At 69.0% G+C, this 22,331-nt stretch carries 19 protein-coding genes; 9 read left to right on the top strand and 10 right to left on the bottom strand.

Annotation, left to right across the window (positions count from 1 at the left end):
• Window positions 1–5 precede the first annotated feature (5 nt).
• From ACWEN3_RS01370 to ACWEN3_RS01380, 3 genes are read right to left on the bottom strand one after another with little or no spacing between them, the layout of a single operon-like run.
• Window positions 6–485, bottom strand: coding sequence for a PPC domain-containing DNA-binding protein (locus ACWEN3_RS01370; protein ID WP_250400398.1), 480 nt, complete (start codon window positions 483–485; stop codon window positions 6–8).
• Between the two features lie 35 nt (window positions 486–520).
• A complete protein-coding gene (locus ACWEN3_RS01375; RefSeq protein ID WP_452964148.1) occupies window positions 521–1,528 on the bottom strand; it encodes an asparaginase in 1,008 nt (335 codons plus the stop codon).
• 40 nt (window positions 1,529–1,568) lie between these two features.
• Window positions 1,569–3,065, bottom strand: coding sequence for a hypothetical protein (locus ACWEN3_RS01380; RefSeq protein WP_452964150.1), 1,497 nt, complete (start codon window positions 3,063–3,065; stop codon window positions 1,569–1,571).
• A 191-nt stretch (window positions 3,066–3,256) separates the two neighbouring features.
• On the opposite strand from ACWEN3_RS01380, the gene ACWEN3_RS01385 reads away from it, so the two are divergent.
• The 3 genes from ACWEN3_RS01385 (at window position 3,257) to ACWEN3_RS01395 (ending at window position 4,817) form a co-directional block, all read left to right on the top strand.
• A complete protein-coding gene (locus tag ACWEN3_RS01385) occupies window positions 3,257–4,162 on the top strand; it encodes a helix-turn-helix domain-containing protein (RefSeq protein WP_452964152.1) in 906 nt (301 codons plus the stop codon).
• Window positions 4,159–4,392, top strand: coding sequence for a DUF397 domain-containing protein (locus ACWEN3_RS01390; protein WP_355910715.1), 234 nt, complete (start codon window positions 4,159–4,161; stop codon window positions 4,390–4,392). Before ACWEN3_RS01385 ends, ACWEN3_RS01390 begins: the two co-directional genes overlap by 4 nt.
• Window positions 4,393–4,589: 197 nt before the next feature.
• Window positions 4,590–4,817, top strand: a complete 228-nt coding sequence (locus ACWEN3_RS01395; protein ID WP_355910718.1) for a hypothetical protein — start codon at window positions 4,590–4,592, stop codon at window positions 4,815–4,817.
• A 655-nt stretch (window positions 4,818–5,472) separates the two neighbouring features.
• Here ACWEN3_RS01395 and ACWEN3_RS01400 read toward each other — a convergent pair.
• Window positions 5,473–6,849, bottom strand: coding sequence for an IS1380 family transposase (locus ACWEN3_RS01400; RefSeq protein WP_452964155.1), 1,377 nt, complete (start codon window positions 6,847–6,849; stop codon window positions 5,473–5,475).
• Window positions 6,850–7,093: 244 nt separating this feature from the next.
• Here ACWEN3_RS01400 and ACWEN3_RS01405 point away from each other — a divergent pair, with 244 nt between their 5' ends.
• The 6 genes from ACWEN3_RS01405 (at window position 7,094) to ACWEN3_RS01430 (ending at window position 14,053) form a co-directional block, all read left to right on the top strand.
• Complete coding sequence (locus ACWEN3_RS01405; RefSeq protein WP_452964157.1) at window positions 7,094–7,618, top strand: hypothetical protein; 525 nt, start codon at window positions 7,094–7,096, stop codon at window positions 7,616–7,618.
• Between the two features lie 115 nt (window positions 7,619–7,733).
• Window positions 7,734–8,891 carry a DUF4331 family protein gene (locus ACWEN3_RS01410; RefSeq protein ID WP_452964159.1) on the top strand — a complete coding sequence of 386 codons (1,158 nt, stop codon included), beginning with the start codon at window positions 7,734–7,736 and terminating at the stop codon, window positions 8,889–8,891.
• Between the two features lie 86 nt (window positions 8,892–8,977).
• Entirely contained in the window at window positions 8,978–9,958 is a 981-nt protein-coding gene (locus ACWEN3_RS01415; RefSeq protein WP_067045108.1) for a tetratricopeptide repeat protein, read from the top strand.
• On the top strand, window positions 9,955–11,337 hold the full coding sequence (locus ACWEN3_RS01420) for a Dyp-type peroxidase (RefSeq protein WP_452964175.1): 1,383 nt from the start codon (window positions 9,955–9,957) through the stop codon (window positions 11,335–11,337). The genes ACWEN3_RS01415 and ACWEN3_RS01420 overlap by 4 nt, the downstream gene beginning before the upstream one ends.
• 1,031 nt (window positions 11,338–12,368) lie before the next feature.
• The gene (locus ACWEN3_RS01425; RefSeq protein WP_452964161.1) at window positions 12,369–12,566 is read left to right on the top strand and encodes a helix-turn-helix transcriptional regulator; all 198 of its coding nucleotides are present in this window, start codon (window positions 12,369–12,371) and stop codon (window positions 12,564–12,566) included.
• Entirely contained in the window at window positions 12,557–14,053 is a 1,497-nt protein-coding gene (locus tag ACWEN3_RS01430) for a site-specific integrase (protein WP_452964163.1), read from the top strand. Before ACWEN3_RS01425 ends, ACWEN3_RS01430 begins: the two co-directional genes overlap by 10 nt.
• A gap of 61 nt (window positions 14,054–14,114) precedes the next feature.
• Here the strand turns inward: ACWEN3_RS01430 and exaC are convergent, their stop codons facing one another.
• The 6 genes from exaC to ACWEN3_RS01460 form a co-directional block, all read right to left on the bottom strand.
• Window positions 14,115–15,638, bottom strand: coding sequence for an acetaldehyde dehydrogenase ExaC (exaC, locus tag ACWEN3_RS01435; RefSeq protein ID WP_452964164.1), 1,524 nt, complete (start codon window positions 15,636–15,638; stop codon window positions 14,115–14,117).
• Between the two features lie 56 nt (window positions 15,639–15,694).
• Window positions 15,695–17,002 (bottom strand): GAF domain-containing protein, encoded by a 1,308-nt coding sequence (locus tag ACWEN3_RS01440; protein ID WP_452964167.1) that lies wholly within the window; start codon window positions 17,000–17,002, stop codon window positions 15,695–15,697.
• A gap of 140 nt (window positions 17,003–17,142) precedes the next feature.
• Entirely contained in the window at window positions 17,143–17,742 is a 600-nt protein-coding gene (locus ACWEN3_RS01445; RefSeq protein ID WP_452964176.1) for an N-acetylmuramoyl-L-alanine amidase, read from the bottom strand.
• 110 nt (window positions 17,743–17,852) lie between these two features.
• The gene (locus ACWEN3_RS01450) at window positions 17,853–18,866 is read right to left on the bottom strand and encodes an acetamidase/formamidase family protein (protein ID WP_452964169.1); all 1,014 of its coding nucleotides are present in this window, start codon (window positions 18,864–18,866) and stop codon (window positions 17,853–17,855) included.
• A 265-nt stretch (window positions 18,867–19,131) separates the two neighbouring features.
• Complete coding sequence (locus ACWEN3_RS01455) at window positions 19,132–20,616, bottom strand: APC family permease (protein WP_452964172.1); 1,485 nt, start codon at window positions 20,614–20,616, stop codon at window positions 19,132–19,134.
• Window positions 20,617–21,208: 592 nt separating this feature from the next.
• Window positions 21,209–22,318, bottom strand: a complete 1,110-nt coding sequence (locus ACWEN3_RS01460; protein ID WP_452964179.1) for an ROK family protein — start codon at window positions 22,316–22,318, stop codon at window positions 21,209–21,211.
• Window positions 22,319–22,331 lie beyond the last annotated feature (13 nt).

The raw sequence follows: 22,331 nt of genomic DNA on the forward strand, positions 1-22,331 counted from the left end.
CCCCCTCAGCTGGCCGTGCCGAAGCCGAGGAGAGGGACGTCGTACAGGTTCGGATCGCGGCGCCGCGTCAGCGCCGGGCCCGCCACGTCGCCGACGACTTCGACGATGGGGATCTCGCAGATGAACTGCACCTTCGCGCCGAGCAGGTGAGACACCCGCCCGTCGGCCGACGCGCCCTTGATGCCGGCCGCGACGTGAATATGAGGTGCCAGGCAGTCATTCTCCAGGTCCCACGCGAGCGTCCCGCCACCGAGCGCCTCGAGCGTCTCGACGGTGATCTCCTCCCACAGGGGGGCCTCGGGGTCAGCGAGGGGCTCGCAGGAGCCCACCAGGCGCGCAGAGCGGAACCCGCCGACGAACGTCGGGATGTATCCGGAGCGAATGCCCTGGTCTTCACAGAACCGCGTGAGTCCGTCGAGGAGGTCCTCCCCGTGGTCGAGGGCGAGAACGAACTGCCGGCCGGACCGGACCTGGGCGAAGCGCATGGTCGGGGGCGTCCTTCGTGCTGGTTGGGGCGGGATCAGGAGTAGTCGAGGAAGACCTTGGCGATCTCCGAGCGCGGTGTGCCTGCGGCCAGGTGGGCGACCAGGAGCAGGCGGGCCTTGTACGGGTCGAGCGTGCCCGCGGCGACCAGGCCCCGGGCCAACAGGTCGCTCTCGGAGCCCGGGAAGGCGTAGGTCGAGGTTAGGACGGGCCCGGTGCCGATGCGCGACGCGAGGACGACGGGCATCGCAGCCGCCAGTGCTTCCAGCCGGGGAACCCACGTCTGGGGGACGTGGCCGGCACCGAAGGCGGCCACGACCAGCCCGGAGACCTTGCCCTCCAGCCCCTCCAGCAGGATTCCGCTGCTGCCCAGGGACGCGGTGACGACCTCCACCTCGGACGGGGCGCCCGGGGCGCCGAGCGGCAGCGGGACGGCTCCGGTCCTCTTCAGGGCGCGCTGGAGCCGCGCTGTTCCCTCCACCAGACGGCCGAGGGGGCCGGTCGCCGGGGAACCGAAGGCGGCCGGACTGGTCGTGTGCATCTTCCGGACGTGCCGGGCGGCATGGATCTCGTCACCCAGGACGACAAGGACCCCTTGTTCCCGTGCCGTTGCGCACGTGGCGGTCTGCACGGCGGCCAGGAGGTTCGCCGGACCGTCGGCCCCCGCTGACGCGGCGCTGCGCATGGCCCCGGTGAAGACCACCGCCGCGCTGCCCCGGTAGTAGAGGTCGGTCAGGAACGCGGTCTCCTCCAGGGTGTCCGTGCCCTGGGTGACCACGATCCCGTCGACGCCTTCACGATCGGCTTGCTCCAGCCGGCCCACCAGGTCGACGATGTCGCTGGTCGTCAGGGACGCACCGGGCAGTTTCCGGAAGTCCTCCGCCGTGACCGCGGTGTCCTGGAGGCCAGGCACGGCGGCAATGAGATCGGAGCCGGTCAGAGTGGGCGCGACCCCGGACGCCGATGCGGTGGGCGTCATGGCGATGGTGCCGCCGAGGGCCAGGACGAGAACGGAGCGGTGCGGATCACGGTCAGCAGAGGACACGAAGGGCCTTTCATGCCTGGGGGGGCGGCGTGGACAGGTCTCATTGGTCGGACGTGAGCTTGCCGAGGAAGAGCAGGGTCTCATCCAGCGCGTTCACCGTCAGCAGGCGGCTACGCGGTCGAACGAGTCCGGCGACACCGTACTCACCCAGGGAGCGGCAACGGGAGGTCAACCAGTCCCAGTCCAGGCCCAAGTAGCCGCAGGGCGCCTGCAGTCGGCTCGCCGAGTCCGCAGCGCCCGATAGGACGTCGTTGCCCTGTGCGTCGGCGAACGCTGCCGCGTACGTGCGCAGGTCACCCCGGGTCGACGTGCTGCCGGCGGCCCAGAGCGCCCCGCCGGGAACCCGCACCCAGTTGGCGACAACGGCTTGCTGACCGGGGACCAGGGCCACGCCGTCCACCTCTGAGTATTCCGGCTTCGGTATTACCCGCACCCGGATACCGACGCGCTCCATGAGCGCGATCGCCAACAGCAGCAGGACTCTCTCGTACCGCTCGGACTGGGCGACTTCACCTTCAGGCAGGCAGAAGACCCGGACGGTCTGCGTAGAGGCACTGTGGAAGCGCGTGAGCGCCTGGAGGTAGTCGAGCTTGTGTTTGAAGAACAGCCAGGGGGCCGCTTCCTCCCCGCTCTGCTCGCGTGTCCAGAAGGTAGGCACCTCGGTGGCGTTGGCCAGCTCCTGCTGGATGTGCTGGGCGCAGAATGCCGACCCCATCCAGCTACTGCCTGCGGCGCTGAGGTCTACGAGCAACTGGCTGGGCGCTGATCTCGGTAAGGACAGGTAGGTGCTGATGAGGTGCCGCTCCCTGTCGAGGACTTGGTCGTCGGCCAGGAGGCCGTCGTCGAGTTGAGTGAGCCCCCAGACGATGCCGTACGTGAGGTCGTCCAGGAGGTAGGCCGAGGGAATCGACAGGGTTCTGGCGGACTGCGGTCCCGGTCGGCCCGACCTGCGGACGGACGCGGCTTCGCGGACGTACAGGTCCAGGTCGCCGCGTCGCTCCTCGACACCGACGATGAATCCGCGGCGCGCCGGCCGTAAGAACCCCTCCACGTCGCGCTGTCCATCTTGGCTAAGGTCGTCGGGGTTCACTTCCTCGCCCCGCCTGATGACCGGGAGAAGGTGCACTGCGGCACTCGTCCCGTCCAGGCGGTGGCGCCCGGTGATCTCCCAGGTCCCAGCGGGGCCGCCTGCGGGGATCAGCATGCTGGAACTGGGCCAGCGGGATCCGATTTGCGTTGCCACCGACCCCACGGCGACCGGGGACTCGCTCGCATCCGGTGCCGGGCTGAACAGAACCTCAACGGGGTGCCCGAACATGCGCTCCAAGATCTGCGCCGATTCACCGCGGGGCCGGCCGTACCAGCTGCCGGAGGACCATCGGTCGAACGTGGTACGCCCCAGGCTGACCGTGGCGAGACGGCGGTTGCCGGTCTCGCGGGCGAGCTCCCGGCCGGTGGCCGTGTAGGGCACGCAGAACACTTCCCAGGTGGTGAGGTTCTGCTTCTTCAACAGGAGGCTGAACAGCGTCCGACGCATCGCGGCGGCCCCTCCCTGGGCGTGTGCGGACAGCGGAGCAGCGGAGCGACCTCCACGCGTGGCGACGGGCGCGGCACACTTCGTGACCCTGGCTAGGATGCTCCCAAAGGCAAGCCGTTAGCAATATGGTCGAGCAAATTGCGCGACCATATTGCTTGTAGGGAGGGCGACGAGCCGTCAGACTGGCCACCATGCCAGAAGCGAAGACGCCGTGGTCGCTGACGCTCAGTGAAGTCGGCCTGCGCCTGGAGGACTTGCGAGAACGCCGGGACCTCACGCAGGGCGATGTCGCAGGCCACGAAGTGCTGCGCCGGCGCGGAGTCAAGATCGACAAGAGCGGGCTGAGCCGACTCGAACGAGGGCAGCGCCGACGTGTGGCCCGGGATCTCATCGAAGCGCTGCTTGAGGTCTACCAGGCCAACGACTCCGAGAGTTCAGAAATCCTGGCACTACTGGGGGCGGACACCACTCCGGCCGGTCGACCACGTCCTGCCCTGTGGCGACGCAACGCACACTTGCTGGGACCGATGCAGTTCGAGGGCTTCCTGAAGATGGAGCGCCGGGCCGCTGCGCTGTCCAACTATGAACGGGACATCTGGCCGGGCCTCTGTCAGGTCGAGGAATACGCCTACACGGTTATCGCCCAGATGCGGCCCGATCTGCGTCCCTCCGAGGTCAAGGCGCTCGTCGACGTCCGCATGGACCGCCAGCAGCAGGTGCGAGAGGGTGCACTCGCCGAGTTTCGCGCCCTGGTGGACGAGCATGCGCTCCATATCGCCGGCGGCGACCTCAGCGTGGCGAGGCGGCAACTGGAACGAGTTCTGGAGGAGTCCGAAGATCCTCGCAACATGATCCGAATCCTTCCAGACGCCGTCGGATTGCACCCGGGGTCTGCGGGCCCGTTCGTCCTAATGGCCTTTCCGGAGGCCGCCCGCCAGGTTGTGTGGGTCGAGACGATGGTCAGCTCGTTGTACTTCGACGGGGAAGATGATGTGCACCGCTACACCGCGGCTTTCACCAACCTGTGGGAGCGGGCGCTGGACCCCGACGAGACGCGCACGCGCCTCAAGAAAAGGATCAAGGAGCTAGAACAGTGACAGCGAAGCCGGACCCGTCCTCGTTCGACCTCACGTCGGTCGAGTGGACGGTATCCAAGTACAGCGGCGGCGGCGGGAACTGCGTGCAGGTCGCCGTCAAGGACGGGTACGTCCTGATCGGTGACTCGCAGAACCCTGGTCGTCCGCCGCAGGTCTTCACCCCGGCCGAGGCCAAGGCGTGGCTGCTCGGCGCGAAGGACACGGACTTCGACTTCCTGCTCGATCTGTGATCCCGTCCTAAAGCACCGCACGCACGACAACGGGCCGGCCCCACGGCAGATGGGGGCGGCCCGAACGTTTCTGCCCGCTGCCGGGGCCAGCCACACGGGAATCTCGTCCGACGGCCTGGGCGCAGCCCGTTACACCGGAGGCTCGGGCTCCACCTCTATTCGGGACAGCGCACCCGAACGCAAGGAGTGGTCTCCCGATGACCGAGCACATCGTATCTCCGGCGGAGGCAGCCGCCGTTCCAATTGAACCGCACTTCACCGTCCTGCTCTTGAGGGACGGGATCGTGCACGTCGAGGGCCTGCTGCACCAAGTCGCCGACGCCCAACACCTGCTGGTCCTGGCGATCGCCAAGCGCAGCGATGCATGCGCCGCTGCGTGGTGCTGCTCAAGCGGTGGATCGGCGAGCGCCTCTTCGCCCACCTGATGCGCACCGCCGCCTGGCGCGCGACTCTGAACGCCGCACCCTGGTCGATGACCGTGCTCATGACGCGCCGCCCGGCCCGCGCACCGCGCGGGCAGGCATGAACCGTGCCCGGCTTCGGCGCGGCCAGCCAGCCGCGCGCGACCTCGCTGACGCCGTGCATGCCGGCATCACGGTGCGACCGAGCCAGGCGAACGCGGAGCATGCCCGGCTGCTCCTCTCCCAAGGAAGCATCGCCTGACGTTTTCCCGTTGGTCTTTCCTCGGGCTGGCATTCGCCCACGGCAGACGAGAAAGAACCTGGAAAGACTGGAACCTGCTCCGGGATCATGTCAACGTACAACGTCCCGAAAAAAATCCAGGTCAGTGAGGGTATCCAGGCTTCCGAGTCGACCTATGGACAGGTCGGCCGTGACGGCGGACGGTACCTCATGCTGCCCGATCTCATCGCAGAGACCCCTACCCAAGGAGCACTTCTGTCGAATGCTGCTCCCTAGCCTCGAACTTTCGTGATGGGCCGTCGACGAAGTCGGCGGCCCATTTCGTTGTCGGTGGTGGAGGGCGGGCAGGCTGAGGGCCCGGGTGTCGTCTCGGGTGGACGCCGGGTTCCACTGCTCCGGGCTGGATCCACTTCTCGCGGGGACGGGTGAGTCCGCTGGTCATCCGGGGTTCGGCAGGAGTGCGAGCCGTTCGAGGGCGTCGGTGATGTCACGGGCCCAGGGCCAGTGGTGGGCGAGGCGGAGGATGCGGCGCCGGCCGGTGGTGACGAGTTGTCCGGCCGCGGAGAACAGGCGGAGCCGCAGGCGACGGGGTTCCCAGAGCCGGGCTTTGCCGGTCAGAGCGAGCATGGGCATCCAGGCCAGCAGGTCGAGTGCGATCTGGACGATCTCCATCCAGATCTTGTTCTGCGCGGTGTGGTGGAGGGGCAGGTTGCGCAGGCCGGTGGACCGGGCGGCCCGGATCCGATCCTCCGCCCGGGCCCGCAGACGGTGACGGAGCTCGAGCTCGGCGATCGGTCGACCGGTCGTATTGGTAGCGAAGCAGGTGATCCGCATGCCGTCCGCGTCCGTGATTCTCAACTGGGCGCCGGGGTGGGGTCGCTCCTTGCGGACGATCAGCCGCATGCCGCTGGGCCAGCCGTCCAGCAGCTTGCCCGTGAGCTCGGCGACCCAGGCTCCGTCGCGGACCTGGCCGTCGGCCTCGACGGCCGGCGTCCATGCCGGGCCGGGGATCTTCAGCACGTGCTGGTGGATCGCCTCGGTGATCACCATGCCGACCGAGTAGGACAGCCATCGGCCTCGCTTCGCGAGCCAGGACACGAAGTCGTGGGTGCCGCCGGCGGAGTCCGTGCGGATCAGCGTCCGCCGTCCTCGCCGGTACTTCTTCGGCAGTTGAGCCAGGGCCAGTTGGGCGGTGGTGATGTGGTCGGCGGCCGTGTTCGAGCCCGCGTTACCCGGTCTGAGGAGAGCGGCGACCGGCTCTCCGGTTCCGCCCGGGCCGTGGTCGACGAAGGCCGTCAGGGGGTGATGGCCGTAGGTCTTCTTCCAGGTCGCGGCCGCATCCTCCTTGTCGGAGTGCGCGATCACGAGGACGCCGTCGATGTCGACCGTGACCCGTCCATCAGCGTCCGGGGCGTTCTTGCCCGCCAACGACCAGACCTGGCTGCGGACTTCGGCCCGTGCGGACCGGATGGCCTGCAGGGCTTTCTCGTCGGAGCCGGCGAGGGCGTCGATCAGGCGAGAGACCGTCGGGTCGGAAGCGACCGGCCCGAAGACGGCCGGCTCACACCTCAGCATCGCGACGTCCGCGAGGCAGTCCCCGCCCAGCGCGACCGCCAGAGCAAGGTCCAGAAGGATCTTCCCAGGATCGTGGACGGCCCGCGGCTTGCGCCAGGACGCCAGGGCTGTGGATATCGCCTGGTCAAGGCCGATCTTGCGGACCGTCTCCAGCAGCAGGACCGCACCGGCCTGCGAGGCCACCCGCCGACCGTCTCCCTGGACACGGACACGCGGGTACGACGATATAGGCTCTCTCACCTGGAAAGTGCTCTTTTCCTTGCAGCCGACAGGACCCTCAGCGAGTCCCTATCGTTGCAGGTCAAGGGCACTTTCATGTTTCCGCTCATGATCTGGCCGCCGCCATCTTTCGACCCATGGGGCGTGATCGTCTTGCCGACGCCCTGCAGGACGACAAAGCTGGCTGTGGAGGTAGTCAGGAAGGCGCTCAGAACGGAGGAGAGCCCACAGACCAGCCGATAGACGATCAAAAGGAGAGGGAGTCATGACAACACAGAGCTCTGCGCAGTCGGCGACTCCGGGGGGCGCGACTCCGACGGTGGCCAGGCAGCCCGACGGTCTTGGCAAGCGCGTCGGGGAGGTAGCGGAAATCACCGTTCTCCTCGATGCCAAGCCGGGCGGGGCGGAGAGGTTCCACCAGAAGGCCGCCAAGATCCAGGAGGACGCCTGGCACTACGAAAAGCTCGTCGGCACTGTCCACGACTTCCGCGTCACGTTCATCAACAATGACACTCAGGTCATAGGCGCGGTCACCTATGACGGTGACTTCAAGCCGTACATGGCTGACATCTTCGCCAACGCCGGAGCGTGGTTCGACGAGATGTTCGAAGATACCGTTGAGGGCTGGCCCGGGGCGAGCGATCCGCACATGGTCGACTGGCTGGCGACGAAGATCGTTGAGGCGGACATGTGGTACGCCTCCAATCCGACCATGACGGTCGATGACACCACCAAGGCGCAAAAGGTCACGCAGGCGTTCAACACCCTGCTGGATACTGCGTCCGCCTAGCAGTTGTCTTGCGGCCAGGTGCTGTAGCCGTGGCCATGGCGCCTGGGCACCACCAGGCGGTCCGGCAACGCTGCGAGTTCGTCGACCGGGCCCCGTCAGTGGAGGTCGCAGCATCATGTCCGACCATCTTTCCGGCACCCGTGCCTTGGCCGATCCGGCCATAGACCTGACCGACCTTTTTGCCTTTCCCAGCCCCTCCCAGGCGGGTCGGCTCGTCCTTGTCATGAATGTCTTTCCCAATGCGAGGCCGGGAGCCCTTTTCTCCGACGCTGCCAGCTATCGCTTCCGCGTCCGTCCGGCATCCGTTCCGATGGGGGATTCCGGTTCACTCTTCGATGTCGGCACCGAGGAATTCGCGCTTACCTGCACCTTCTCGGCTCCGGCCGGACCGGATGACGTCGGGGAGCCGGCGCAGCAGGGAACGTGCGTACTGCCGAGCGGGGAATCGGTTTCGTTTCTGGTGAATGACGAGCGGGGCGGAGAGGGGCATGGCGTACGCTGCTATGCCGGGCTGCGGCTGGATCCCTTCTTCATGGACGTGGCCAAGGAAGTAGAGACGCGGGCGAGCCGACGGCTCGCCTTCGTGCCGAAGGGCACCAACACTCTGGAGGGAGCCGACGTCCTGGCCCTCGTGGCAGAGGTTGACGTCCCCAGGTTGTTCGGGGCGGCCTCGGGCAGCGTCTTCGCCGTCGCGGCGGAAACCGTCACGGCCGGCCCGTATCCCGTGCGCCTCGAACGTCTCGGCCGCCCCGAGGTCAAGAACATCCTCATGTCGGACAACGGGGTCGACACCGCCAACAAGGTCGTGGACCTGCGCGATCTCTACAACGAGGAAGACCCGTTCCGGCTGGGTCCGAGCTACATGGACGCCTATCGCGCGCGGCTCAATGCCAACCTGGTCTTCTTCGACGATCTCGACGGCAAGGCGGACTGGACGACACAGCCGGACGGGACGCATCCGCTGACAGAACTGCTCCTCGCGGACTTCCTGGTCGTGGACGTTGCCAAGCCGTACGCCGAAGACAGCTACTTCGAGATCGAGCAGGCTCTGCTAGAGGGACGGGAGCATGCGAGCTGCGGCGGCCGATCGCTCAACGACGATGTCATCGACACGCTCTACACGCTGATCGTCAATGCGGGCCATGGCCCGCGCGTGAGCGACGGCGTCGACGGGACCGTCCCGGCTTCACGTGAATTCCCGTACCTGGCACCGGCCAACCCGAATCCGCCTGAGCAGGCGGCCACCATCCCGGCGGTCGCCGCGAGCCGATGAGCAGTTCCACGGCGGGCACTCGTGTCGGCGGTGTGAGAGGGCCCGACCTTGCGGGCGGGCCGCCCACGACAGCCGGCGTCATCGCCATGGGCAACCTCGACGCGCGCATCGAAGGTCTGACGTCGCAGGCTGCACGGGAAAGACTCACCGCCGACGGCTGGGGCGAGTTGGTGGAGCTGACCGCCCTGCGCGGGCACGTACGGGGCCGCATCGACGAGGCCGAGCGCGCTGCGTCGCTGGCCGAGGCGTTCGTCGAGCAGGCGCCGCGCGATCCTCGCCCGCTGGTGGCGCGCGCCAGGCTGTCGGGCCTCTTCCACCGGTTCGCGGCGGCGCTGGACGATCTGGACGGGGCGGCTGCGCTGGGGCTCGATCGGCGAACCGTGGACGAGGAGCGAGCAGCCGTCTGGCAGGCGGTCGGGCAGTACGACGAGGCGCTTGCGCTGCTTCGACAGGGGCTGTTGAGGCGGCAGGACTTCAGGACGCTCGGCGCCATGGCCCGCTGTCGTGCCGAGAGCGGCGAGGCGGACGAGGCCGAGACGTGGTTTTTGGCGGCGAGAAGCGCCTACCGCGGGGTCAGTCCGTTTCCACTGGCGGTCCTCGAGTTTCAGTGCGGGCAGATGCGACTGGCCCAGGGCGGCCTGGTGAGCGCGCGCACCTGGCTGGAGTCGGCCGCTTCCCGACTGCCGTCCTACGTGCCGGCCGAAGGCCACCTTGCTGAGACCGACGCCGCCGAGGGCAGGACGGCCGTGGCGATCGAGCGCCTGCGCCGGCTAGCCATGGCCAGCGACGATCCCGACTATGCGACCCGGCTCGCCCATCTCCTGGGCAGGTCTGAAGCGTCGGCGGAGGCTCGGTTCTGGCGTGCCCACGCTGGCGCGCGCTACGAGGAGCTGATGGCGCGCCACCCCGAGGCGTACGCCGAGCACGCGGCGGAGTTCTGGCTAACCGTCGGCGGCGATCCCCAACGAGCACTTCGGCTCGCGCGGCACAACCTCGTGCTTCGGGCGACCCCGCGCGCCCATGCACTCGTCGATCGTGCGATGCGTCGTGTCGGAGAGTGCCGATGATAGGGGTAATTGGTACAAATCACCCGGCACTCTTCCGGAGGGACGACATGACAGCAACCGAAGCCCCGCCGCTGCAGCTAGACGAGATTCAGGGCATCGTGCTGCGCAACCGGCCGTCACCGTACGTCGGCACCTACATCCTGCTGCGTGTGGACGATCCCGGCGCCGGGCGTGAGCTGATGGGGCGTCTGGCCGAACTGGTCGACTCCGCCGCCAACTGGTGGCAACCGGACCTGCCCGCGCTCCTCAACGCCGGACTGACGTATCGAGGGCTCGAAGCGCTCCAGGTCCCACCAGCCGCCCTGAACACCTTCCCTGAGGAGTTCCGGCAGGGCATGGCTGCGCGCGCCGAATTCATCGGTGACACCGGGGAGAACGCGCCCGCACGCTGGGAGCCGCCCTTCGGCACCGGCCAGGTACACGTCGTGCTGTCCCTCCTGGCCGCCGACCAGGAGTCGTTGGCGGTCGTCCTCGAACGTGCGCGCATGGCCCACGCGCAGCTTCCCGGTGTTCAGGTCGTCCATCGGCAGGACTTCTACCAGCTGTCCACCGGGCGCACCAGCTTCGGCTACAAGGACGGCATCGGCAACCCCACGATCGAAGGCAGTGGTGCCGAGACTCCTCCCGGTGACGGTTCCGTGGTCAAGGCAGGCGAATTCGTGCTCGGCTATCCCGACGAGACCGGAAACCTGCCGCCGATGCCGCAGCCAGCCGAACTGGGGCGCAACGGCACCTTCGTGGCCTGGCGGAAGCTGCACACATGCGTCGCGGCGTTCCGCCGGTATCTGCACGACAACTCCGACAGCCCGGAGGAAGAGTCGCTGCTCGCAGCCAAGATCGTGGGCCGCTGGCAGAGCGGCGCCCCGTTGATCCTGGCGCCCGAACACGACGACCCGGCCCTGGGAGCGGACGACCAGCGCAACAACGACTTCCGCTACGCGTCCGATCCGGGTGGCACGAGTTGCCCCCACGGCGCCCACGCCAGACGGGCCAACCCGCGCGACTCGGAGATCATCGGCGACGTTCGCCTGCACCACATGATCCGGCGGGGTACCAACTACGGTCCTCCGCTGCCGGCCGGTGTCCTGGACGACGACGGCGCCGACCGTGGCATCGTCTTCGTCTTCATCGGCTCGCACCTCGACCGCCAGTTTGAGTTCGTGAAGTCGCAATGGTTGAACGACGGCCATTTCACCGGCCTCGACCAGGAGAAGGATCTACTCACGGGCGACAACGACGGCACGGGCATCTTCACGATCCCGCAGCACCCCCTTCGGCGCCGTCTGCACGGCGTGGAGCGTTTTGTCATCACCCGTGGCGGAGAGTACTTCTTCCTGCCGAGCCTCAGCGCGCTGCGCTGGCTGGCCGACGTCAAGTGAACTGAGCGCCGCTCATGTCGGTGGAGACAATCGTCCGCTCCAGGATCGGGCGATTGTCTTCGAACCTGACTGAGGGGACGTCAGCTTACTGACCGGCTGGTTATGTTGAGAGTTGGTGGAGTTTGCAGAGCCGAGGCAGATTGAGGACTCGGCTGTCGCGCCGGGTGGACGCCGAGTTCCACGGCTCCGGCGGGCCGGTGGTGTTCGCAGGGATGGGAAAAAGCTGGTCAGCCGGTGCGGGAGGGCGTGGAGTCAGCGCAGGGCATCGATGATCACGTCGGTTCGCCTGGGAAGTGAGTCTTTCCTCGCAATCAACAGGACCCTCAGCAAGTCCTATCGCTGCAGGTCGGGTCCACTCCCCGCGTTCTTGATCAAGCCTCGGGCGGCCTGCTTCGTGAAAGCGCGAGGCTAGTCCGCCCGATTCATCGCCCCATCCGCTTGGCACTTGGAGCCCCGAACGTATGGACCACATCGGCGCGAGAGAACGACGGCGCTCCTCCCCGGCGCTGTGCCTCTGTGTCTGTGCGGCCGTGTTGGTCAGCGAGGACTTGCTGCAATGTAGCTACCGCCGGGACCGAGCTGTCCTCGCGCACATCGCGACACACCTGCGGCCCCACACAGACATGTAGCCCGAGCCGTCGATGCTCCCGAGCACGTTGTTGCACGCGATCTTGGCCGGCTCATTGACGACGGGCTGGGGGTGCTCATGACGGACGGCGCGCCCCCGTCCTCCGATCGTACCGGCGAGCCCCCTGAGTTTTGCCCGCCAGTAATCGTCCGTGAATTTCCCTGCAGGGACGCACAACATAGACCACGATCGCCGGTTAGCCAAACCGGCGATCGTGACGACCATTGAGGGTGTTCGCAGCGGCTGTGCTTGGCGGTGGAGCCCTTCGGACACTACAGCCCTTCATGTCGGGTCCCTGCACCCGCAATTGACAGCGCCTGCCCATCAGCCGTGACGGAATGGGTGCAAGTTGCGCGCTGCCGCTTGGGCGGCCGACAAATCCGGAATCCCCGAGGAAACATCAATGGCTCGTCCACCTGCGCTCAAGCTCGCCGAGGTTCTAGCGGAAATCCGGATGAGTCAATCGGCCTTCTACCGCCTACGCGCTCGCGGTCAGGCACCCCGAATGGTCAAGCTACCCAATGGTGAACTGCGCTGTCGCCGCGCTGACTTGGATGCGTGGTGGGAGGCATGCGAAAGGGATACGCCTGAATGGCGATGAGTTACAAGGTCCGGTTCTGGGACATTCGCGAGCGGCCCGACCGCCGCAAGGGATTTGAGGTCCGTTGGACGGTCAACGGGCGTGAAAAATCCGAGTCCTTCCTCACCAAGGGGCTGGCGGAGAGCCGTCGCGCCAAGCTCATGACCGCCGCTCGCGACGGCGAACCCTTCGACGCCCGGACGGGTCTGCCAGCCTCCGAACTTCGGGCCCTGAAGCAGCGGACCACTTGGTACGTCCTGGCCCGGGAGCACATCGAGCAACGGTGGGACCGAACACCAGGGAACACGCGACGCACGCTGGCAGATGCCTTGGCGACCATCACGCCAGCCTTCGTTGAACCAGGAGCCAGCTACCGGGCGCCCCGCGTGCTGCGGCGAGCGCTCTACTCCTGGGCCTTCAACAAGAACGCCTGGAAGATCGATGCGTCAGAAGAGTGGCAGGCGGCATTGGACTGGCTGCAGCGCCACTCGCTGCCTGTAGGTGAGTTGGATGATCCCGATGTGCTGCGGCGTGGCCTCGACGCACTCTGTCGGAAGGTCGATGGAACGGCCGCTGCCGCGAAGACCGTGAAGCGAAAGAAGGCTGCGGTCAACGAGGTGTTTGGTGTAGCCGTTGAACGCGGATACTTCGCGCAGAACCCGCTGATCGGTCTTCGCTGGACGGCGCCGGAAGTCGCCGATGAAGTCGATCCCGACTGCGTGCCGAACCCGGCTCAGGTTGCCCGACTGCTAGCCGCAGTCAGAGCCCTACCCGGCCGTGGCCCTCATCTGTACGCCTTCTTCGGCTGCATGTACTACGCCGCCATGCGCCCAGCCGAGGTGATCCATCTACAGAAGTCCCAGTGCCGTCTGCCGGCGAGCGGCTGGGGCCTTCTGAACCTGAAGGGCGGCGTCGTGACTGCCGGTAAGGAGTGGACGGATGACGGCGCCGTCCACGAGATCCACTCCCTGAAGCGGCGGGCAGTCAAGGCGACACGCCCGGTGCCAATTCCTCCAGTGCTCGTCCGCATGTTGCGCGAACACATAGGAAGCTTCGGCGTTGCATCCGACGGACGCCTGTTCCACAACGCAGAGGGGAACTACATCGACGCCTCGGCGTACGGCATCACCTGGGGGCGAGCGCGTGAGGCTGTTCTTACGCTTGACGAGCACGCCCTTGACCTGGCGAAGCGTCCCTACGACCTGCGCCACGCCGGCATCTCCTTCTGGTTGGCCTCCGGCGTCGACCCCGCAGAGTGTGCGCGCCGGGCTGGGCAGAGCATCCAGGTCCTCTTCCGCTACTACGCCAAGTTCCTGGCTGATGCGCGGAACCACGCCAACACCCTGATCGAAGACTCCATGCGGCGATGGGAGGAGGCGACGGACGATGACGATGCGGAGAGCGCCTTAGCGGGACCTTGGCCCGGAAATGCCCCGGAACTGCTGGTCAGAGCTGGGATATGGGTGGGAGATACCGGGAGTAAGGGCGTGTTTCGACTCGCTGCTTAGATGTGCGCCGAGAAGGGCGCCTGCCGGGCATCTTCCCTGGTCAGGCGCCCTTTTTCTGCGTCTAGAAGAAGCCGAGCTTCTTCGGCGAGTAGGACACCAGGAGGTTCTTCGTCTGCTGGTAGTGCTCCAGCATCATCTTGTGCGTCTCGCGGCCGATACCGGACTGCTTGTAGCCGCCGAACGCGGCGTGCGCGGGGTACGCGTGGTAGCAGTTGGTCCACACGCGGCCCGCCTGGATCGCGCGGCCCGCGCGGTAGGCGGTGTTCATGTCCCGGGTCCACACGCCCGCGCCGAGGCCGTACAGGGTGTCATTGGCGATCTTGATGGCGTCGTCGAAGTCGTCGAAGGACGCCACCGAGACGACGGGGCCGAAGATCTCCTCCTGGAAGATCCGCATGCGGTTGTCGCCTTCGAAGATGGTGGGCTGGACGTAGTAGCCGCCCTTCAGCTCGCCGTCCTGCTCGAGGCGCTCACCACCCGTGAGGACCTTCGCACCCTCCTGCCGCCCGATGTCGAAGTAGGAGAGGATCTTCTCCAACTGGTCGTTGGAGGCCTGGGCGCCGATCATCGTGTCGGTGTCGAGCGGGTGCCCCGGCTTGATCTGCCGGGTGCGCTCGACCGCCGCCTGCAGGAACTCCGCGTAGTTGCCGCGCTGGACCAGCGCCCGGGACGGGCAGGTGCACACCTCGCCCTGGTTGAGCGCGAACATCGTGAAGCCCTCGAGCGCCTTGTCCCGGAAGTCGTCGTCCTGCGCCCACACGTCGTCGAAGAAGATGTTCGGCGACTTGCCGCCGAGTTCGAGGGTGACCGGCTTGATGTTCTCGGAGGCGTACTGCATGATCAGCCGCCCGGTCGTGGTCTCGCCGGTGAACGCCACCTTCGCCACCCGGGGGCTGGACGCCAGCGGCTTGCCGGCCTCCACCCCGAAGCCGTTGACGATGTTCACCACGCCCGGCGGGAGCAGGTCCGCGATCAGGCTCATCCAGAAGTGGATGGAGGCCGGGGTCTGCTCGGCGGGCTTGAGAATCACCGCGTTGCCCGCGGCGAGCGCTGGCGCGAGCTTCCACGCGGCCATCAGGATCGGGAAGTTCCACGGGATGATCTGCGCGACGACCCCGAGCGGCTCGTGGAAGTGGTACGCCACCGTGTCGTCGTCGATCTCGCCCAGCGACCCCTCCTGTGCCCGGATCGCCCCCGCGAAGTACCGGAAGTGGTCGATCGCGAGCGGGATGTCGGCCGCCAGCGTCTCCCGCACCGGCTTGCCGTTCTCCCAGCTCTCCGCGACCGCGAGCGCTTCGAGGTTGACCGCCATGCGGTCGGCGATCTTCAGCAGGATGTCGGAGCGCTCCGTCACCGAGGTGCGGCCCCACCCGGGAGCCGCCTCGTGCGCCGCGTCCAGCGCCCGCTCCACGTCCTCCGCGGTGCCGCGCGCGATCTCGGTGAAGGGCTGCCCGTTCACCGGCGACGGGTTCTCGAAGTACTGCCCGCGCACCGGCGGCACGTACTCGCCACCGATGAAGTGGTCATAGCGCGCCTGGTAGGAGACGATCGCGCCCTCGGTGCCCGGCGCCGCGTAACGAGTCATGCTGGTCTGCCTCCCGGTGCAGCGCTGCCCGTCGTTGGGCAGCTCTCGGCGCGAGGCTAGACGGGCGGACGTTGCAACCACGTTGCGCCCCGGGTCCGCCGCGCGGCCCGGCCGGGCGGCGCCGCCAGCTCGGCCTCCAGCGCGGCGAGCCGGGCCCGCACCGGTGCCGACGGACGCATCGCGGCGAGCGCCCGCCACACCTCGATGTCGTCCTCACCCCACGGCGCATGTGCCCAGTCCGCCAGCAGGTCGGGGTCGCGGTGCGCGATCAGCGCCGTCCGCAGCCCGTCGGCGATACGGTCCCGCAGCCGGACGATCGCCGGCGCCTGCGAACCGGGCAGCAGCGGACCGGTGTACGCCTCCGCCGCCTTGGTGAGGCCGCCCGACTCCAGTCGTCGCTCCACCACCGTCGCATCCGACTCGACCGCGGCCGTCAGCCTGTACGGCCGAGAGGCGAGCACACCCGGGCCCAGCAGCCGGCGCAGCCGGGCCAGTTCCGCCCGCAGCGTCACCGGGGTCACCGACTCGTCGGCGTACAGCGCGCACAGCAACTCGTCCCCGGTCAGTCCCTCGGGATGCCGGGACAGCAGCAGGACGATCTCGCTGTGCCGACGGCTGAGCCTGATCCGCCCTCCCGCCAGGGCGAGCCCGGCCTCGTCCCGGCCCAGCACACTCAGGAACGGCGTGTCCGCGGCGGGCCTCGGCGGGGCGAGCAGCGCGAGTTGGGCCTCGGCGGCCCGCGCCACCGCCTGCACGAACCCCAGGCTGTGCGGGTGGGCCAGCCCGTCGCCACCCGTGATGTCCACGGCGCCCAGAACCCGGCCGGTGCGCGGATCGTGCACGGGGGCGGCCGCGCACGTCCACGGCTGCACGCGCCGTATGAAGTGCTCGGCCGCGAACACCTGCACCGGCCGGTCCACGGCGACCGCCGTCCCGGGCGCGTTGGTGCCCACGGCGGTCTCCGACCAGCGCGCCCCCGGCACGAAGTTCATCCCGTCCGCCCGGCGCCGGGTCGCCGGGTGCCCCTCGACCCACAGCAGCCTGCCGTGCGCGTCGCACACGGCGAGCAGATGCTCGCCGTCGGCGGCGAACGTGCCCATCAGCTCCCGGAACAGCGGCATCACCCGGGCGAGCGGATGCTCCGCCCGGTAGGCGCCGAGGTCCCCGTCGGTCAGTTCCACGCTCGCGGCGCCGTCAGGCCCGACCCCGGCCCGCGCGCTGCGCCGCCACGAGTCCGCCACCACCGACCGCACCGGGCGCGGCACCGTGCCCACGGTGGTGAATGTCTCGTGCGCCCGGCGCAACGCCCGGACGTGCTCGGCGGGGTCGGCCCCGGGCTCCAGGGCCACCCACGGTTCGGTCAACTCGGCCTCCTCCGAGGTCTTACGGCGGTGTTGCGCGCCGATACGGCGGTGATACTCCGGCGACTGGCGGAGACACGGCCGGGACCATCGTCACGCGGAGTGTCCGCGCGGACAACCGGTTCGACGTCGTAGGTCCTCCGCTAGGCGAAATTGACCAGTCTGATGTAGCGGACCCAGTCCCAGCCCGGTCCGGGGTCGGTGTGGTTGGTGCCGGGCACCTGGTAGTGGCCGATGATGTGCTCCCTGTCCTTGGCGATGCCGTACCTGTCGCAGATCGCGGCCGTGAGCTTCGCCGACTTCTCATAGAGGGCGTCGGTGAAGTAGGCGGGCTCGTCCACCCAGCCCTCGTGCTCGATGCCGATACTGCGAGTGTTGTAGTCCCAGTTGCCCGCGTGCCAGGCGATGTCGGCCTCGTGTACGCACTGGGCGATGTGCCCGTCCGCCGAACGGACCAGATAGTGCGCAGACACCTGCTTCTGGGGGTTCCCGAAGATGGCCAGCGTGTTGGTGTACGTCTCCTGCGTCACATGGATGATCACGCGGTCGACGGTGTAGTCGGCGGGCCGGTCGGACGACGTGCAGTTGGAGGTGCTCGCCGGCTGCCATTCAGCGGGCGGGTAGTCCACGGACGCGGTCTGCGCACGGGCACTCGGGCCGGTGAGCAGCGTGTACGGGACGGCGGCGAGTGCCGCGCCCTTCAGGAGCCGCCGTCTGCTCAGGCGCGGCTTTGCCTGGTCCATGTCCATGGGCGGGTGCCTTTCTCAAGTGTGGGGGAGTCCCGTGGGGGGAGTGGGGGAGGGGAGCGAGAGAGAAGGAGCCGGGAGTGCTTCGGGCGGGTGCGGCTGACGTGTCAGCTGCGCAGGGCCCGCGCGGTCTCCCGCAACCGCGCGTGCACCCCGCGGTAGGTCTCACGGGCGGGCAGCCACTGCTTACGGAGCTTGGCCACGCACGTGTAGTTCGTGTCGCACACGTTGGCCAACGGCGATTCGACCGTCTGGGTTGCGAATTGGTACGCGTCCAGCTCACTGAACCCGTAGTCGCGCACCAGCCACTGCACGAGGTCCAGCTGCGATATCCGGAACGCGTCCTCCAACGGGCGGGCCGAGCCGGTCGAGATGATGTGCGTGTCCGACTCCAGCCGGGGCCACGGGGTGGCGACGTCCTTGAGGAGGTCCACGATCACCACGGTGTTCATCGCGCACTCCACGGCGACCCCGCAGGTCTCGCCCTCGCCCTGCCGGGCGTGCCCGTCGCCGAGGCTGAGCAGGGCCCCCACGACGTTGACGCCCAGGTAGCAGGTGACCCCCGCCCGCATCTCCGGAGTGTCCATGTTCCCGCCGTGCGCGTCCGGGACCAGCGCCGAGCGCACCTCGAGGTTGGCGGGTGCGACGCCCACCGTGCCGTGCATCGGGTCCAGGGGCAGTTCCACCTCGATGTCGCTGTCCCGTGCCTGGAAGAGTGCGGTGCGCCGCGCACGGTCCAGCTGCCAGATCCACACCCGCTCCGGCAGCGGCGGCTGAAGCGTCGCGGTGGCATGCGTGGAGGTGAGCGCCCCGAACAGGGGAACCGTCGTGGACGCCGCCCAGTCGCGGGCCGGTTCGACCGACACGAAGTGCACGGCCACGGTGTCGCCGGGCTCGGCCCCCTCGATGTGGAAGGGGCCGGTCTGGGGGTTGAGGAACGGGAACTCGCACACCTCGGACACCAGGTCCTTCTCGGAGCGGACCCGGCCGGCGAAGCAGTCCTCCGTGTACAGGTCCAGCATCGTGCCGGGTGCGATCCGCGCCAGGGGCGCCGCCCCGCCGAACGTCCAGGCGTACTGGTCCGGCTCCGGGCGCACGGTGAGGATCCGGGGGTCGGTCATCGTGACAGGGGTCCCTTCTGGCGGGGCGGTCGTCGAGGGCGGTGATCCGGCGGATTGGACTGCCGGGATTCGTCGGGCGGGCGTGCGGCACAGGTGGGCGTGCGGCTCGGTGGTGCGGGCAGGGCGTGCGGCTGGGTGGTGGTGAGGGGAGGGCGTGCGGCTGGGCGCCGGGCGGTGGTGTGGGGAGGGCGGTCGGGTGAGCGGTCGGTGGGCGGGTGGGCCTTCCGGGTCCACCGGGGTCGCGCTCTTCCGGTGCGGACGCCGGTCAGCGGGGCACCGCCCCGTCCTGGCGGTGGCCGGCCGGGTCGTACTCGTCGAAGTGCACCCGCGCGGTCTCGGCTATTCGCTCCGGGTGACGGCGCATCAGCACGGCCAGGACCACCACGCCGGCCGCCATCCAGACGCCGACGACCGGACCCGCGTAGGAGACCGGAGGGGTCAGTTCGGTCACGAAGTCGAACACCGGTAGTCCGGCGGCCGTCAGCAGCGCGGGGACGAAGGCGGCGATGCCCAGCACCGGGACCAGCAGATCCCGCACCGGCTTGAAGGCGTCCCGTCCGGCCCGCAGGAAGTGGCCCGCGCAGGCCAGGTTCACCACGATGTAGACACCGATGACGACCGTGACGATCACCGTGGCGAGGAGCAGGAAGCCGGTCTGCGGGTCGTAGCCGAAGCCCAGCCCCAGCGCTGCGGCGACCGCCACGGCGGTCTGCACCGCGATGCCCGCCACGGGGGAGCGGCGCCGGGGATGGAGCGTGGCCAGCAGCCGGGGCAGCATCCGGATCCGGGCCAGGGCGAAGGCCGTACGGGTCGACACGTTCGCGCACGCGTTGGCGTTGGCGATCGCGGAATTGACCACCGCGAGGAAGACCAGCACCCAGAAGAGTCCGAACGAGGCCCGGGCGACCCCCTCCCAGGACGCCTTGCCCGACGTGCCGAACCCGGCGAAGCGGTCGGGGCCGAAGTAGACGGTCATCGCATAGGTCGTGATCACGTAGAACAGGCCGATGCCGAGGGCGGCGCCGAGGACCGCGCGATGCATCGTCCGACGGGGTTCACGTGTCTCCTCGGCGAGCGGTGCCGCCGCCTCGAAGCCGGCGAACGCCAGCACGGTGTACACGGACCCCGCGAACACGCCACCGACTCCGGCGTAACCGGCGGCGGTGTGGGAAGTGCCGAAGACCGACAGGGTGTTGGCGCTGCCGGCCTTGCCGATGAGCAGGACGGCGAACACCAGGAAGACAAGGACCTCGAAGGCGCCGAGCACCGTGCCGAAGCGGGCCGAGGCACGTACGCCCAGGTATCCGGCGACGGCGATCACGACGGCACCCGCCAGGGACCACGGCCACCACAGATCCGCCGGGTACGAGGACCACTCGTCGTGCAGGGCGCCCGCCACCGTGAAGCCCAGCTGCAGAAGCAGCAGCGGGGGGACCAGCATCTCCACGAAGACGTAGCCCCAGCCGACGAGAAAGCCGACGGCCGGGTGCAGTCCCCGCGCCGCGTAGGTGGCGACCGAGCCGGCCGCGGGCAGTTCACGCGCGAGTTCGGCGACGCAGGAGGCGGTGAACAGGCAGGCCGCCAGGGCGACCAGCACCGCCAGCGGCAGGCTGCCGCCCGCGAAGGCGGCGCCGGACGGAATCGACGCGGCCACCGCGGCGGCGGGAGCCATCGCCGTGATGCTCTGGAACAGGACCTCGCGCAATCCGATGGCGTCGCGCCGCAACACCTCGGTCGTCTCCCCGTACATGTGTCCCCCGATACGTGTCAGTCCGCTGCCGTCCGACGTGGGTGCATTCCCTTCATGACGCAGGCGTTTCCGCTGACCTGACGGTTCGGCAGCTGCGCCTCGTGCGAATCACGGTACGGCGCGGGCGGGTTGGGCATAAGGGCGCGCCGCGGTTCCGTGGACAAACGGCGGCCTGTGGACAACTCGGCCACCCGTTCGGGCGAAGGGCGGCCTCCGACGGGGCGTCAGTGACCAGTGCCCCACCCGTTTCCTGTGCGCCGTCACGTGCCGGCCTGCACAGCGCCCCGCCCGCGTCACACAGCGCGCAGTCTGGGTTCCGGGCCTGCCAAGGCTTCCGCCGCGGCACACCGGCGCTCAGCCGGGCGCCGGCGTGCCGGGACTTCCGCCCGTCACAGCGGTGCGCTCTCCTGCGGGTACACCGCGCTCCCGCTCCTGACCGCCGCATGCAGCGCGGTCAGGGGGCCCGCTTCGCGACGAGGGGCGGCCGTCCGGTCTTGCGGGCGAGAACCGACCGTGACGGTCGGGTTTCGCGCTGAGCCGCACGGGGGCGTCGCGGGGCACGGCGCCGTCGTGGGAGGAGCGGACGCGCCCGTCAGGATCGTTCCGCCACCGCCGCCGGATCGTCCAGTACCACCCGGACGACCGAGTGTGCCGCACCCAGCAGGGGCCCCTCGGAGCCCAGCCGGGACACCGTCACCGGACAGGCGGGCCCGGCCGTGCGGCCCGCCAACTCCGCTTCCAGCGCGGGCAGCAGCCAGGGCGAGAGTCCTGCCAGGGCACCGCCCAGGACCACCGTCTCGGGGTCGAGAAGGTTCACCGCCCCGGTCAGGGCTATGCCGAGCGCCGTACCGGCGTCCCGCAGCGCCGCTCGTACGGCCTCGTCGCCGCCCTCGGCGCGTTCGGCGAGCAGGCCGACCAGGTCCTCACGCGGTTCGAGTCCCGCCGCGCGCAGCACCGCCTCCTCGCCCGCGTACTGCTCCAGGCAGCCACGTCCGCCGCACGGGCAGGCGGGCCCGTCCGGCCGCACGGGCACATGGCCCAGCTCACCCGCGAACCCACGGGTCCCGCGCAGCAGCTGTCCGTCCACGACGACCGCGGCGCCGATGCCGATCTCGGCCGACACGTGCAGGAAGTCGGGCGGGGTGCCGCCGCCGAGCCACAGCTCCGCGAGGGCACCGAAGTTGGCCTCGTTGTCCACGGTCAGCGGCCATCCGCCGGGCAGCAGGGCGCCGAGGTCCGTGTCGCGCCAGTCGAGGTTGGGGGCGTGTACGACCGTACGTCCGTCCCTCGCCACCAGTCCGGGCACGGCGACCGCGAGCCCAGCGGGCCACAGTTCCTCCCGCTCGGCCTCCGCCACGACCCGCCGCACCAGTGACGTCAGCTCCTCGATCACCGGCTCGGGCGCCCGGCCCCGGTTGGCCCCGTGCCGCACGGCACGCGCGCGGACCGCACCGCGCAGGTCGACCGCGCACACGGCGAGGTGGTCGACGCCGATCTCCGCGCCGATCCCCGCCGGGCCACGGCCGCTCACCGCCAGTGCCGACCCGGGCCGGCCCACCCGGCCCGGCCGTTCGGGACCCAGTTCCTCCAGCAGCCCCGAGCGGATCAGCCCGTCCACCAGGGTCGACACCCCGGTGGAGCGGTAGGCGCCGACGAGCCCGGGCGCGCTCTCCTCCACCTTGCGCAGGCTGATCGCGGCCATGGTCTCCCCCTCC

It is taken from the genome of Streptomyces sp. NPDC004561, from assembly GCF_053602155.1.

What these genes read in the sequence shown, in the direction of transcription:
- ACWEN3_RS01370 (WP_250400398.1), bottom strand. Translation starts at nt 485, where the DNA reads ATGCGCTTCGCCCAGGTCCGGTCCGGCCGGCAGTTCGTTCTCGCCCTC.
- ACWEN3_RS01380 (WP_452964150.1), bottom strand. Translation starts at nt 3,065, where the DNA reads ATGCGTCGGACGCTGTTCAGCCTCCTGTTGAAGAAGCAGAACCTCACC.
- ACWEN3_RS01385 (WP_452964152.1), top strand. Translation starts at nt 3,257, where the DNA reads ATGCCAGAAGCGAAGACGCCGTGGTCGCTGACGCTCAGTGAAGTCGGC.
- ACWEN3_RS01395 (WP_355910718.1), top strand. Translation starts at nt 4,590, where the DNA reads ATGACCGAGCACATCGTATCTCCGGCGGAGGCAGCCGCCGTTCCAATT.
- ACWEN3_RS01405 (WP_452964157.1), top strand. Translation starts at nt 7,094, where the DNA reads ATGACAACACAGAGCTCTGCGCAGTCGGCGACTCCGGGGGGCGCGACT.
- ACWEN3_RS01410 (WP_452964159.1), top strand. Translation starts at nt 7,734, where the DNA reads ATGTCCGACCATCTTTCCGGCACCCGTGCCTTGGCCGATCCGGCCATA.
- ACWEN3_RS01415 (WP_067045108.1), top strand. Translation starts at nt 8,978, where the DNA reads ATGGGCAACCTCGACGCGCGCATCGAAGGTCTGACGTCGCAGGCTGCA.
- ACWEN3_RS01420 (WP_452964175.1), top strand. Translation starts at nt 9,955, where the DNA reads ATGATAGGGGTAATTGGTACAAATCACCCGGCACTCTTCCGGAGGGAC.
- ACWEN3_RS01425 (WP_452964161.1), top strand. Translation starts at nt 12,369, where the DNA reads ATGGCTCGTCCACCTGCGCTCAAGCTCGCCGAGGTTCTAGCGGAAATC.
- ACWEN3_RS01430 (WP_452964163.1), top strand. Translation starts at nt 12,557, where the DNA reads ATGGCGATGAGTTACAAGGTCCGGTTCTGGGACATTCGCGAGCGGCCC.
- exaC (WP_452964164.1), bottom strand. Translation starts at nt 15,638, where the DNA reads ATGACTCGTTACGCGGCGCCGGGCACCGAGGGCGCGATCGTCTCCTAC.
- ACWEN3_RS01445 (WP_452964176.1), bottom strand. Translation starts at nt 17,742, where the DNA reads ATGGACCAGGCAAAGCCGCGCCTGAGCAGACGGCGGCTCCTGAAGGGC.
- ACWEN3_RS01450 (WP_452964169.1), bottom strand. Translation starts at nt 18,866, where the DNA reads ATGACCGACCCCCGGATCCTCACCGTGCGCCCGGAGCCGGACCAGTAC.
- ACWEN3_RS01455 (WP_452964172.1), bottom strand. Translation starts at nt 20,616, where the DNA reads ATGTACGGGGAGACGACCGAGGTGTTGCGGCGCGACGCCATCGGATTG.
- ACWEN3_RS01460 (WP_452964179.1), bottom strand. Translation starts at nt 22,318, where the DNA reads ATGGCCGCGATCAGCCTGCGCAAGGTGGAGGAGAGCGCGCCCGGGCTC.